This is a genomic window from Fictibacillus solisalsi, from assembly GCF_900103485.1.
GTDB lineage: Bacteria > Bacillota > Bacilli > Bacillales > Fictibacillaceae > Fictibacillus_C > Fictibacillus_C solisalsi.
The window spans coordinates 808,966-821,976 of record NZ_FNHW01000001.1 but is presented as its reverse complement, the minus strand read 5'-3'; the positions used below and the strand labels follow the sequence as shown (position 1 = coordinate 821,976).

Here is a 13,011-nt window from a genome sequence, read left to right as displayed (position 1 = left end):
ATTAATAGTAAGACCAATGAGGTGTAAAGGAATAGCATATTGTTTTTCATTGCTAACACGACCTCCACTTATTGCCTGAATGGATTTATGCGTCTTTACTTGTTTTACCTTTTGAATTTCTCAAAGGTAATCCCAGTAAATCTTCGAATACAAACGATATCACAGTTACTAATACAAAAACGGATACTGCAACACTAACGTTTTCGTTTGATAAGAAATGAGCAACAGTTTTACCATTGTAAACGATAAAGTAGGTGCAGAACATACCAATGAGGGTTGCTATTAGTACATTGCGTTTTCTCTTTTCCATGGTGTTCACCTCCTAAAAAGTGTTAGCTACCGAAACGGTCTCTGATCCATTCAGCAGACGTACGATGAGCCAAATCAATGTATCCGCTTTTTTATTTCTGATTAATTCCGATTTTATTCTTTTGCTTCCACAGTACCAAAATCTTCTCTTGTCCCTTTAGGATTGGACCTGGAACTTAATCACTGTAATCCATATCTGTGACGTTTAAAGTACTTTCTGGATATCCGATTCCATATGAAAACTCGATTCCTTGTGATAGGAATCGAGTTTATCACTTATTGTGTAATCTAAATCAAGAATTAATTTTTGATTTCTAACCTTAACATCGAACTTTTTAGGCATAAAGTTAAAATCACTAAATCGGTCTCCAAAGTCCCATGCTTCATTTTTAGCCGCTGGTTTAACACCTTGAGCTGACGCTGTTGGAGGAGAGGACTTTTCTTCTTTGATCGCTTCTTTGTCATTACAACCGTACACCATTAATGATAAAACTAAGCAGGCTAAAATTTTTTTCATTCTAATCCATCCTTACAAATAGCTATCGTCAGATTAGGAACAAAAAGAAGGAAGTAACCTCCTTCTTTTTCCATCACATTATAACTCTGATTCGGCTTTTTTTATTTCGGATAGTCGAGCAAACATCAATGGCAACTCTTTACCTTCCTCTAACTGAGTGCAATTTTGGAGCGAGAGTCCCTCCCATGATTTGCAGGCATAGGTTCCTGTTTTTTGATATGAATTAGTGTTTACTTTGTAAGTATAGATTTTCCCATCATAGCTCAATTGGTTTCTTCCGTATTTCGTCCCATCTTGCATAATATGAATGTTAATTTTGAATGTTTTTCCACTTTCTGCTTCCTTCTGTTTCTTTAACAGTGTGACAAGGTTTTCAGAGCTGCTTTCTGTAATGTCCTTGCTGTTGAAGTATGAAATCGGTTCCTTTTTCTCCTTAGCCTCATTCAATGCTTTTTCATTTGGTGTTTCAGAACTACATGCCCCTAAAACAAAAAACATACTAAGAACTAAGCCAATACATGCCGACTCCCGGATTGCATTACCATCATCCGTAATATGCTGGTTATCATGATCCATTTTCATATGAGTTCCTTTTCGTTTTCCTCTTTTTTCAATAATTACTCCCACAATGACTAACAATAATACCGGAGTAAAAACAATGAGCCAAATCAATGTATCCCCTACTTCCTTATCAATTTTCCGTTTATTGCATAAAAAGACGACAATGGATGCTAGGTCCTTGTCGTTTAAAAAGGGCACTGTCTCCCATTAGGAGGAATTAAATAAATTATACCATAACCCCTAACTAAAATGCCTAAATTTTCAAAATTTAACCATTACACATAAAAAAAGAGTGCCGTTCCTTCAGCTCTCTTCCCAATATCATGGATTTGTGGAATAAGTAAACCACCCCACTCAAAAAGTACAACCAGGTGTATGCTGGCTGTACTTTTTTTGATGTTACTACTCATGTTGATTCCTTTCTGATTTTAGCTTCCAAGACAAAGAAAATGATAAGTATAATGACGACAGCCATCATATCCAAATTATTAGGAATCATCTTCCCCATTGACAAACCAAAAATCAAAATTAATAAAAGAATAGTAAAAACCCTTAAATACAAAAGAAATTCATGCCATCCTTTTTATTGCAAGCGTACATAACTGATAGGAATTATTGTTCCTATTGCAGATCGAACAATATTCCAAGCACTAACGTCAAAACGAATGCCTCCAGGACACATAAAGTAGATAACGCCTAACGTTGATGCTGCTTTGGACATAATCGGATGAGGCACCCAAATTCCACCAATTGCATCCCTATTTGCTACATATCTTACAGTGTTTCTTGATATGTAGATTCTAGCTCCCCACCAATGCCAAGTTACTTTGTTAACTCCATTCGTAAATGCCATAGCGATAATATCAGTTGAACCTGGATCAGGCGTATCACTGGCGCATGTATAGGTAATTGTCTTGTCTGGATTAATGATCATCGTAGCCGGTTCCATTTGAGTGGTAACGTTCTTACAACAATGGGCTGATATCTAAATCCTAATTAATGCGAAAGTAAAGTTTGCCTTCGTTTCTTTTATTGCTTTTTAGTCTCTGACCTTCATGACATCATTTCAGGCGTTTAAAGTGAGCTTGAAGCTTGGCTGACCAGTGACACCAGCTGTCCTGTATCAAACGTATCGCCCTTACGCAACTTCAGTGTTTTCCTTTCCGGTGGACCATTGAACATGCCTTCCGGAAGCTCCAACGCGGCAGCATTAAAAATCGTATAGCTGACCGCGTCTTTCGAGATCGAGATAACAGCGGCGTACTTTCCGTTTTTCAAAAAATGGGGTTTTTTATACTGAATACGTTCATGCACATCCGGTATAGCCCGGTGGACAACCTCACGCAAATTAGTAGACAGTTCCCTCTGCCAGGATTCTTGTAGTGCTTCAATAAAATCGGTAACTTCCTGATTCATTATTTATTCTCCCCTTTTACATAAATAGTGGCTAGTTTTTATAAAAAAGTTTTTAACATACTAATTTGGTCTTCTAAATCAGCTCTCATAGCCAGTGATCTAGGGTCGTGTATAGATTCCTTTTCCACTTCTAGCTTCCGCAATTCGATTTCAAATGCCTTGACTCCTTTTGGAGCTGGCATCTGCAGTGCCCATTTTGTTGCCTCATCCTCTGAACTTACGTCGATCAGAGTATATCCTGTAATCAGATCCTGACCAAAAGTAAAAGGACCGGCCTTGATCTCAGGCCTCTGCTATGTAATGGATATACTATCCTGATCCCACTGGAGCTAGGTTGAAGCTCTTCTGCAGCAAGCAACACTCCGGCACGGGCTAATAATTTCTTATATGCATTTACTGCAACTTGTATACCCGGCTATACTTTACACCTGCCTCTGTATACCCCGTTGCCTTGACAATCAACATAAATCTCATTATTGTTTTCCTCCTTGTGGGAAGATGACTTTGTCAGCAGCTGAGCTTCCTTAACCCTTCCCTACTATGACGACGAACAGAGAGATTTGTAATCGACAAGGTGGCGAAAAATTATATCGATGCTTTAGACTCACATTCAGCTGCACGGTTAAGTAAGAGCTTCTTCTCACGGTCATTCCTGGTCATCGACGCCGCACGTTCAAATTCTCTACGGGCATCATCGAATAGCCCCACCTTGACAAGAAGATCGCCTCGAACGCTAGGCAGTAAATGGTAGCCTTTTAGGGAAGTTTCGGTACTGAGCTCGTCGACAATCTGCAGTCCTAAGGAGGGTCCAAATGCCATGGATATGGCAACCGCCCTGTTTAGTTCCACGATCGGCGATGGAGTTACCCTGGACAGTGCTTCGTAAAGAGCGGCAATTCGGATCCAATCCGTTTCAGCTACGGTAGGCGCCTGGGCATGGCAAGCATTAATCGCAGCCTGCAATGAGTATGGTCCAAACGGGTGCCCAAGCTTCTGACTGCGCTCAAGTGCCGCTAAGCCCCGACTGATCAACAGACGATCCCACTGTGCCCGGTTTTGCTCCATTAGAAGTACAGGCTTACCTTTAGAGCTAACCCGGGTTTTAAGTCGCGAAGATTGAATTTCCATTAATGCAACCAACCCGTGAACTTCTGGTTCTTGTGGCACTACCTCGGCCAGTACGCGTCCGAGTCTTAGTGCCTCCTGACATAACAGCGGTCGAATCCAGTGATCCCCAGAGGTTGCTGAATACCCTTCATTGAACATCAAGTAAATCACCTCGAGTACTGCAGACAGACGTTCTTTACGCTCTTCTCCTGTAGGTAACTCAAAAGGAATCTTCTCGGCCCTAAGGGTTCTTTTAGCCCGGACAATCCGCTGGGAAATCGTTGATTCGGCGACGAGGAAAGAACGTGCGATTTCATCTGTAGTAAGACCGCATAACAGGCGAAGTGTTAGGGCAACTCTAGCATCCTGTGATAACACTGGATGGCTGGTCATAAAGATCAGACGAAGGAGATCGTCACTGATCTCCCCATCCAAAACATGATCAACGTCTTCCTCTGTATATAAATCTATACTTCGGGCGATCTCTACATACTTTTGATCACGCAGCTTCATTCTACGCATAAGATCGATCGCACGCCGCTTCGCCGCTGTCATCAGCCAGGCACCCGGATTGTCCGGAATACCGGTCTCCGGCCATCTTTCTAGTGCAATTACCAAAGCATCCTGTGCAAGATCCTCTGCTAAACCCACGTCACGTACCATTCGGGTTAAACTCGCAATTAGCTTTGCAGACTCCATCTTCCATATCGCATCAATGGTTCGATGTGTTTGGGACAAAGTCACGGCTTTTTTGCTCCTCAACTTGTTTACGAAGTGTTGCTCCTTTTGCCAGTGATTCGGGATTTCCAGTTAAGTCCTCCGCTTCGAACACCTGTCTGATCTCCAGTTCCCCCTGTCCATATCCGTGAGGATCCGGCATACGTAGAGCCCATTCAATAGCTTCTTCCCTGGATTTAACTTCAATTAGTGTGTATCCCGCTATCAATTCTTTTGCCTCCGTAAACGGACCGTCCATAACCTTTGGTTTTCCTCCAGGCTCTGGATAAGAAATCCGAATCCCGTTTGAGCTAGGCTGCAGGCCATCCGCTGCGAGTAACACACCGGCTTTTACTAATTCCTCGTTATACTTTTGCATAGCATCAATCAGATCCTGGCTTGGCATAGCCCCTGCCTCTGAATCTGTTGTAGCCTTGACAATCATCATAAATCTCATATGTGTTTACCTCCTACTTTATTGTGAAGCTTCGTATACCGATGTAAAACAGACCGGGTATTTCCGCTTCTATCTATACGACGAACCAATCTTGCCTGGATCGACAGCGATTAGAAAAATTTTTCGATTTCCCTACTACTTTCGTCGGCTGGGAGTAAAATCCTTTTCGCTCAATAGATGAGTGGGAGCATAAGCAAGTAGTCGGGCAGCAAGAACGGATACCCATCCGAAGGCAACAATTCCAGCGCATCCCATGATCAAACCAGTCCAACTATTAATACCTATTCCCAAAATAATTAGTAATGGTGAAATGATGCCGGTCGCAATGCAATAGGTTCTCAAGCCACGTTCCCCTTGTGCAGCAAACCGCCGTGAAAAAATAATCGTTGCTACAATCAGACAGATAAAGGCGATAAAGAAAGCCATAGAATGTAGTGCCGCATGGCCACTCATTGTTGCTGGCATATTAGGAGGTGCACCTGTGGGAAAGCCCAGGCCCGGATCTGGAGGAAATAAACCAGCCACTATCATACCAATCCCATAAATTCCGATGAGTAAAGCACCCCAAGTGCCACCCTTACCGCCTCGTAGTAACTTGCGGAATCCAATAGACGCCAACACAGCAAGCAACCCGGTGATGATGAAGTTTGCACTTTGAATCCATCCCAAATCACCTAACGTTAAGGTACTGATGGCGTGGCGTCTGATATCGAAACCTTTACGTGTAAACGCTTGAATTATGGCTATTGCATAGAACAGTGGTGTAGAAACTACTCCGCCGATCAGAAGCAGCCGAATTAAGCTTACATTACTCTTTTTTGCATATGCTGTTTGCATAGAAATCCTTCCTTTCTTATTTATCTTCTCGGCACGTTTTAAATTTCGACTCTAAGTACATTTCAGTTACGCAGGCCTTCTTTAGGCTACACGGCAATTTGAAGTGACCCTATTCCCATCCGTGAGGATACTCTTTTCTTGGATCTTCACATGCTCTAACTTAGAGATTGCCCATAAAGAATGCTGCAAGCTCGGCTGAAATAATTTTTGTATTAAGCTTCTTAGTATGGCCGAGTCCCTTTTTACTCAACAGTTGCGCATTGGGGAGCACTTTAACAAGTGCCTGGGCACCATCACGCAGCCCCACGGGGCTTTCAGTACCTTCGAGCACCAACGTTGGCATTGTGACTTTGCTCCACAATTTGGCAGGCAGGGGATTCCCGTCCATATATCCATCCATCAAAGCTGCATCATAGGGAAGGGTGTGAGCAACAGCCATGAGGTTAGACCACACACCTGGCATAATACGCATCATGCTAACAACGAATGAAGGTGCGCCCATGCCCTTGGTCATAAAGTATGTGATGGTCTCCGCCCGGCGATTCTCTGCCATTAGCTGATTAACGTGTTTTATAAAATTCTTCGGCGGTTTATGACCCGTATCATCGACCACGAATGGAGGTTCATGCAGGGCTAACTTCTTAATATTTGCCCCCTTGGCTGCTGCCTGCAGAGCAAGAACCGCCCCTGATGACAATCCCCAAACATATGCCGAGCCACCAGCTTCTTCAATTATTGCCTGAAGATCTTCCATCTCTCGTGCTATTGCATATTCTTGTGTGTCTCCGCTATCACCGCGGCCGCGGCGGTCATAGTTGTAGACTGTGAATTGCTTTGATAGCAGATTAGCCAGTTTCACCTGCCCCGGATATTTTCGGTAGCTGAAAGCTCCCGCTACCAGTACGAGTGCCGGTCCTTGACCAACTTTGTCATAGGCTATTTTTGTTCCGTCTTTTGAAATTACTGATTTCATCATTGTATCTCTCCTTTGCTTTTTAACAGATTTCAAATTGTTTTAGATTAAGGAAGGTTTCCATTTTTACTGGATATCCTTTCCTCTACTAAGACGACGGACCGCTCATGGCAAAATCGACACTTCCGTAATAAATTTCAAAAACATATTTCGATGTCTCATAAAGCACTCCCCTGCTTCTTCAACTAATGGGCAGTTTTGTTGAAGAGATGTGTTAACTTGTGTTCAACAATCGGGCCAAATTGTTAAATAAGTAGATTAGCATTAATTGGGAACCATAAATAAATGCAAAAAAAAATTGAGCCTCTTATTTTATGTAACAAGAGGCTCGTTTATAGTAGAAAATCGTGTTGTTATGGTTGAGTTACTTGTTTAGTACTTTGATGCGTTTCACCATTTTGTAAACGACTTGAATCCTCTTCAGGCTGATAAGACATGATTGTAACCCCGGTTTTCGTTGTCTTTATATCCACAAGCTTCAGGTCTTTCTTTTCCATTTCACTGGTAAATAGGCGCTTTCCTTTACCCAACACAAGCGGGTGGACAATTAAATGATAGTCATCAATAAGGTTCCGTTCCATGAGCTGCCGAATGATTTGGGCGCTTCCGTAAATTAATAAATTTTGATCGGTATTCTGCTTAAGTTTTGCCACCTCGTCCGCAAAGTTTTCTTTTATGAAAGTTGCATTCCACTTAGGGTTCTCTAATGTTGTTGTAGCGACATATTTGGGCATCGTGTTCATCTTATCTGCAAATCCATCCTCATCCTTCATTGTTGGCCAGGCGGCAGCGAATCCTTCGTATGTTTCCCGCCCCAAAAGAAGGGCATCCGTTGAAAATAAAAGCATCTCGGATTGAAACTTTGCTATTTCATCATTCCAATAAGGCATCGTCCAAGCTGGTTCTTCCATAATCCCATCAAGCGAAAGATATAAAGATACCGCAATTTTTCCCATTCACACAATCCCTGCCATTCGTTTAAAATTTTGCCTTATTTAAAAATTATAAGGTAAGGTTCTCAAGTTCTCCTTATAACTTTACAAAGGTTAAATTAAAAATAAATTATAACTTACCTATTGTCAAGTTGAATTTTACAAGATGGTCAACTTATGTTGACTTATTTTTTAAAAATACTTACGATACAAAGAAGAGAGTTACAGCAGGAGGGTGAAGAAATGGGTGAAATACGTAATGCAGAACGCACACGTAGAAAGATACTCGACGCAGCAAGGGAAGAGTTTTTTGAAAAAGGGTACAATGGGGCAAGAATTGAATCGATTGCCAAAAGGGCCGGTCTGAATAAACAATTAATTTACCATTACTTTAAGGGAAAAGAGCATTTAATCAATGAAACGATTGATGATTTTGCTGGATCTGTTTCTTCGGGGAATTTTATTTTGCCGGCAAATCCCAAACATACAGCGGAGTTCCGATTTAAAGTCAATGTTGAACATCTAATGGATTTTTTGAAATTTACAGCCTGGGAAGCGATTGATTCCATTCCTGAAAACTCAAATGGTGAGGAAAGAAGAAAGCTGGTTCTTCAATCATATGTCGAGGATATGAGGTCGAAACAAGATATGGGCTTGGTTCCAAAAGAGTTAGATCCGTCCCTTATCACGTTGATGATGTCCAGTCTGACGATTTATCCGCTCCTATATGAAAACGTAACCCGGATGATTACAGGATATAAACCAGAGGATCCAGAGTTTCAAGAGAAGTGGACTGATTTTCTTCGGTTGATTAGTGAGCGGATTTTTGATTAAGCGCTTTGTTTCCACCCGAACAGAGGATGCCCATTACAATCGGGGATCCTCTGTTTATGTTTAATAACCGCGGGTTAAATAGGTGCGGTGAGCCGTATTATAAGTAAATGAAGTTTTTTAATAGCTAAAATTATTGGGAAGGTTATTAGATAATTTGTTCCCCTTATTAAATAATTTTATCTATCACAATCGGGCTCTTTTCTTGAATAAGAAGGCGTCTTTTTGTACTTTATTCTGCAACGACAATTATGGATTGGAGTTATATTAAGGTTTAGCAGAGATTGTACATTAAACTAATAGGTTACTTATGTTGAGGAATAGGGAGTACTGCGGAATCCCCTTTTCTTTTTCAACTAAATGTCCCGTTAGTACAGGAAGAGTGAAAATATTGGTACTCAAAAAGGCACTGAAATTGACAGAAGTTAAGTAAAGAACATTTCCGGCAATTTATAAAGAAATGGAACTGTAGAAATCGGACAAACTAAAGGGTTTTTGTAGTTCCATGCTCCCACATAAATACCCTAAATAACCAAAAATATAATTGATCATTCAGACGTGATCATTACTGGAATTCTTGCTTATACACAAACCATGAGCGCAAAAAGGCCCGGCGGTGGAACAACACGCCGGGCTTTTTTGTATTGTAATCAAACCTTTACATTTTTTCCTCTAATAAAAAGAGCAAGCAATCGAAAAATATAAACCCATATTATAATGATAGTGAAAAAGGCTCGGCGTTAGCTGTAGTCTTTTTTACTGTACACAGTCTTAAGATTTTTTCCTATCTTTATTTCTTAAATTTGAAATCCTTATGGCAAAATTACTCCAATTGATTCCATGACCAGCAAAAACCTTGAGAGTTGATATATATAAGAAGCACCCATCCTTATGGGTGCTATGAAATATGATAGAACAATACCTATAATGTATTTAAAACAAGGGCCACTAAGAAACAAAAAACTGTTCTAATAGTTTTTGGTTGCATGCTTTTTTGATGAATATTGTATTTGGATTTTTTTGGACTGATATTGATGTGTTAGGAGTTCCCACTAGTGTTATACTTAGTGTCCCGTCGATTTAGGCCACTCCAATGCCAAGCTCACCTAGAGTATTTGCTCATCTATTACCTAATCAAGACAACGAAGTGGCAAATATCTTTCATAGAGCGCTGCAAGAAGCTCAATACGTGGTTAGCAAAATGTTAGCAAACCGCTCCTCCCCTCAAATGAGGGAAGGAGCGAATAAAAGACAAAAAAGCCCGCAGCCCTTGATGTACAAGGCGTTACAGGCTAGTAATATGTATAAGTTATGGTGACCCGAGAGGGGTTCGAACCCCCGACCTCTACCCTGTCAAGGTGATTGAAAAGGGTAAAAGCTACTTTAAGTCGGCTAAACAAGCATTCACATCTGTTGAACGCTGTACATTTATAACTCTCAGTCTTTATCGTACAGTGTTCACTAAGAAGTTGTCAAGCTCACAAGTAAAATGGTGAAGCGAAACTTAACCGAGAGAAGCTTTTTGAGCTTTCATCTGTCCTGACCTTTTGCTTGGAGAGTCACCTACAGGAGCTTCACTCATCAGTGCTTGGTAGTTTATCACCTCAGGAGAATCCAGCTCAATGAGTCTTGTTTTGGTCTTTCGTGTGTCGCTCACGAACGCTCTGGAGCACATTTCTTGCTTCATTAAGGATACCACCTGCTTAGTTACATCTGAGGAGTCTACGTTCACGTGTTTCTCTACGGTTACACTTAACACAGTTCCTATCGTTACATCCCAACTCTTAATCATTCAGCTACACTCCCTGTAGGTTAATTTGTAAAGCACGATTGAGGAGCGGGACATAAAAGCCCAGCCTCGGAGACTCCAACCCCTTTTGTTGGTCTTCTGCATCTCCTGAGCCAGCCTCGGAGGTCCAGCTATCTCAGTTATCTTAGTTCAATGGTTTTTCCTCGTTAGAATCAGAATCTAGCCTCTTGAGCCAGCGGTCTAGTACCTGTGAAGACTGACTCTGGTTGTTCTGCTCCTTCTTTGTCCACCCCATATCCTTACATGCTTTCATGAGGTCTTGGAGAGGCTTGGCTGTGTGCCTACTACCTTTCTCAAACCTTCCAGAGTTCAACAAACGAAAGTGAATCACAGCATCATGGAGCAGACCCTCAAGAACTAAGTCTCCTAGTCCTTGTTCAACCTCGTAAGACTGTCTCACTGAGTCATCCAGCCATGCCATGAACTCAATTTCTGCATCTGTCAAGCTCTGTACAAAAGTGGACTCCTCAGCGTACAATCCATGAATCATACCAGCGTCTGGTCTCAGGTTTTGCATCTTCTTAAGTTTGGTCTCCTCAGACACGTTATCATTAACGTTTGCCCCATGAAGCGTACACCTCGTTTTTCCCTTGGCAACTGGTCTCAGGCAAGCTGAGTAGACTCCATCTTTTTGGTTCAGTGCAAAGCAAGCTTCTGTTCTCTTACCAAGCTCCCTCCAGACCTTTTTTGTCTCTGGAGAGTGGCGGTCTCGGTTAGCTTCCACTTCCATTTCCTTTACTTTGAGTTCCAGCTCCCCTTTAAGTTCATTCCGTCTCATTCGTCTCACCTCCTTCAAAGCACTTTAAAATGTACTCAGCAATTACTCCCTCCCCATTTCTAGCAAGGTCCTCAAGGAACTCCATGGAGAGCTCCACACCAATTAGCTCAGTGAGTTCTTGCTCGTACATGAACATTAGAGCAAGGTCACTGTTGACTACAGCATCATTAAGCTCCTTCATTGTTTTAGCTACTTTTTGTTTTTGTTCATTCGTCAATGTCTTCGCCTCCTCTTAGTAGTTGTACTTCTCAGCGTATGCTTTGTAGAACTCTTCAAAGGCTTTCTTTTCTTCCCTCTCCTGAATGTCCTCTAATGAGTAACCCGCTCGTTTAGCTTGAGCTTCAAAGTTTTCAACTTTGGAGTTTAATTTCTTAAACTTGTCAAAGAGCGGGAGTCTTGCAAACTCTTTCCTCTCAAATTCCTTTTGAGCTTCTTTAAAAACCACCTGAGCTCCAGCATAGTCAAGACGCTCTGAGAGGTTCTCCATCGAATCAGAAACCTTTTTAAGAAGGTCACCCAGCTCGTTAACTTCTACCCTCGTAAGTCCACCATTCTTCTTGTTTAATGCTTTTTTAACCAGTTCATCAATGCGCGTCTTTTCTTTCTTCATTCTTCTTCACTCTCCTTTTTGAATTCGATCTAAATTCAAGCTGTTTTTTAGTTCAATGTTGTTTAATTTCAACCTCAAGAGGTTATCTCTGAAAGACTGCTCCCTCTCAGCCATCTCAACTAGAAAACTAATGTCAATTACAGGTTTCTTTCTGCGCTTTAACATGTACACTCCCTCCCACAGAGTTGAATTTAAAAAGGAGAGCTGCTATGCTCTCCCCTGTTAGAAATTACTTAGTTGTCAAAACCACCAAGGTACTTCTTGAGGAAATCAATTACCTGTTGAGCTTCCTTTTGAATCCGCTCCTCAGCTTCACCCTTTTGTGTTTCCCAAATCTTTCGAGCGTCATCATGAGCAGGGTTGTTTTTGTCAAAGGTGAAACTGTCTATTCCAAATTCTCTGTGCAATCTTTCAGGTTTAGAGTAACCCCATAGACCGTCTCTGCTTTCAATTTCCCTCATCAACTTTCTAATTTCTTCTTTAATTACAGTAGCTCGCCGACCTCTTTCAAAACCTTCAACGTCTTGTTCAGCCAGTTCATGTAAATGAGCTAAACGCTTTTCTTTTGAAAGGTTACTAATTTTACCTTCAAGTTCTTCCTTACGAGTTGTAGCTTCTGAAGCCCGCTCCTGAGACTCATTCAGTGCTGTTTCTAAGCGTTTCTTACGCTTGAGAAGGTCTTTGTCATCTGGAGCCACTTCAAGCTCAATATTTAAGAGTCTTAATCCTTCATTTAACCGTTGTTGCTTTTGAGCTTCCTCTTGAATTGCTGACTCATTAATTTGCACTTCAGCTTGTAGGCTCTCAAGTTCACTCATTTTCTTCTCTCCAAAAACCACTCTTTTAATTTTGTTCATCATTTAATTTCTCCTCCATTAGCTTCAACCTCGAACGAATTACCGAGGGAGCTTTTCTTTTGTTGTTGTATGTTAAGCCATAACAAATAGCCCTCTAAGTTAATCTCACAGGGGTACGTGGCAAGTCTTAAATTTAACCACTATCAGGAAGCCTTTTGAGTGTCCTTTTGTAGCTTCTTCAACATTTCTAATCTTTCTAGCCAAAATAGTGTTCTTTCTCCACAGTCACCATAATTGTATAGCCCTTTTAAGTTCCCTTTTGCAATTTCAATTTCTTCATCAATTGTTAATTTATCCAT

General features: G+C 41.3%; 17 protein-coding genes. 1 reads left to right on the top strand and 16 read right to left on the bottom strand.

Annotation, left to right across the window (positions count from 1 at the left end):
• Positions 1 to 85: 85 nt before the first annotated feature.
• The 10 genes from BLT53_RS04300 to BLT53_RS04250 all read right to left on the bottom strand — a co-directional run bounded on the left by BLT53_RS04300 (position 86) and on the right by BLT53_RS04250 (position 7,850).
• Positions 86 to 310 (bottom strand): hypothetical protein, encoded by a 225-nt coding sequence (locus BLT53_RS04300; RefSeq protein WP_090233044.1) that lies wholly within the window; start codon positions 308 to 310, stop codon positions 86 to 88.
• Between the two features lie 204 nt (positions 311 to 514).
• On the bottom strand, positions 515 to 826 hold the full coding sequence (locus tag BLT53_RS04295) for a hypothetical protein (protein WP_090233042.1): 312 nt from the start codon (positions 824 to 826) through the stop codon (positions 515 to 517).
• A 78-nt stretch (positions 827 to 904) separates the two neighbouring features.
• Positions 905 to 1,498, bottom strand: coding sequence for a hypothetical protein (locus BLT53_RS04290; RefSeq protein WP_139168370.1), 594 nt, complete (start codon positions 1,496 to 1,498; stop codon positions 905 to 907).
• A 472-nt stretch (positions 1,499 to 1,970) separates the two neighbouring features.
• A complete protein-coding gene (locus BLT53_RS04285; protein ID WP_090233039.1) occupies positions 1,971 to 2,321 on the bottom strand; it encodes a hypothetical protein in 351 nt (116 codons plus the stop codon).
• A 140-nt stretch (positions 2,322 to 2,461) separates the two neighbouring features.
• On the bottom strand, positions 2,462 to 2,803 hold the full coding sequence (locus BLT53_RS04280) for a DUF1801 domain-containing protein (RefSeq protein WP_090233037.1): 342 nt from the start codon (positions 2,801 to 2,803) through the stop codon (positions 2,462 to 2,464).
• A 585-nt stretch (positions 2,804 to 3,388) separates the two neighbouring features.
• Complete coding sequence (locus BLT53_RS04270) at positions 3,389 to 4,654, bottom strand: RNA polymerase sigma factor (RefSeq protein WP_090233035.1); 1,266 nt, start codon at positions 4,652 to 4,654, stop codon at positions 3,389 to 3,391.
• Positions 4,623 to 5,084 carry a YciI family protein gene (locus BLT53_RS04265; RefSeq protein ID WP_090233032.1) on the bottom strand — a complete coding sequence of 154 codons (462 nt, stop codon included), beginning with the start codon at positions 5,082 to 5,084 and terminating at the stop codon, positions 4,623 to 4,625. Before BLT53_RS04265 ends, BLT53_RS04270 begins: the two co-directional genes overlap by 32 nt.
• Before the next feature lie 135 nt (positions 5,085 to 5,219).
• Positions 5,220 to 5,921: a DUF998 domain-containing protein gene (locus BLT53_RS04260; RefSeq protein ID WP_090233030.1), complete on the bottom strand. Its 702-nt coding sequence runs from the start codon at positions 5,919 to 5,921 to the stop codon at positions 5,220 to 5,222.
• A gap of 160 nt (positions 5,922 to 6,081) precedes the next feature.
• Positions 6,082 to 6,894 carry an alpha/beta fold hydrolase gene (locus BLT53_RS04255; protein ID WP_090236690.1) on the bottom strand — a complete coding sequence of 271 codons (813 nt, stop codon included), beginning with the start codon at positions 6,892 to 6,894 and terminating at the stop codon, positions 6,082 to 6,084.
• 353 nt (positions 6,895 to 7,247) lie between these two features.
• Positions 7,248 to 7,850 carry a dihydrofolate reductase family protein gene (locus BLT53_RS04250; protein WP_090233028.1) on the bottom strand — a complete coding sequence of 201 codons (603 nt, stop codon included), beginning with the start codon at positions 7,848 to 7,850 and terminating at the stop codon, positions 7,248 to 7,250.
• Positions 7,851 to 8,069: 219 nt separating this feature from the next.
• On the opposite strand from BLT53_RS04250, the gene BLT53_RS04245 reads away from it, so the two are divergent.
• Positions 8,070 to 8,660, top strand: coding sequence for a TetR/AcrR family transcriptional regulator (locus tag BLT53_RS04245; protein ID WP_090233026.1), 591 nt, complete (start codon positions 8,070 to 8,072; stop codon positions 8,658 to 8,660).
• A gap of 1,501 nt (positions 8,661 to 10,161) precedes the next feature.
• Here the strand turns inward: BLT53_RS04245 and BLT53_RS04240 are convergent.
• The 6 genes from BLT53_RS04240 to BLT53_RS24930 form a co-directional block, all read right to left on the bottom strand.
• A complete protein-coding gene (locus BLT53_RS04240; protein WP_090233025.1) occupies positions 10,162 to 10,449 on the bottom strand; it encodes a hypothetical protein in 288 nt (95 codons plus the stop codon).
• A gap of 142 nt (positions 10,450 to 10,591) precedes the next feature.
• Positions 10,592 to 11,245: a hypothetical protein gene (locus BLT53_RS04235; RefSeq protein WP_090233023.1), complete on the bottom strand. Its 654-nt coding sequence runs from the start codon at positions 11,243 to 11,245 to the stop codon at positions 10,592 to 10,594.
• The gene (locus BLT53_RS04230; protein WP_090233022.1) at positions 11,232 to 11,462 is read right to left on the bottom strand and encodes a hypothetical protein; all 231 of its coding nucleotides are present in this window, start codon (positions 11,460 to 11,462) and stop codon (positions 11,232 to 11,234) included. The genes BLT53_RS04235 and BLT53_RS04230 overlap by 14 nt, the downstream gene beginning before the upstream one ends.
• Before the next feature lie 15 nt (positions 11,463 to 11,477).
• Positions 11,478 to 11,855, bottom strand: a complete 378-nt coding sequence (locus BLT53_RS04225; RefSeq protein WP_090233020.1) for a hypothetical protein — start codon at positions 11,853 to 11,855, stop codon at positions 11,478 to 11,480.
• Between the two features lie 233 nt (positions 11,856 to 12,088).
• Positions 12,089 to 12,715 (bottom strand): hypothetical protein, encoded by a 627-nt coding sequence (locus BLT53_RS04220; protein ID WP_090233018.1) that lies wholly within the window; start codon positions 12,713 to 12,715, stop codon positions 12,089 to 12,091.
• A 140-nt stretch (positions 12,716 to 12,855) separates the two neighbouring features.
• The gene (locus BLT53_RS24930; RefSeq protein ID WP_170834233.1) at positions 12,856 to 13,011 is read right to left on the bottom strand and encodes a hypothetical protein; all 156 of its coding nucleotides are present in this window, start codon (positions 13,009 to 13,011) and stop codon (positions 12,856 to 12,858) included.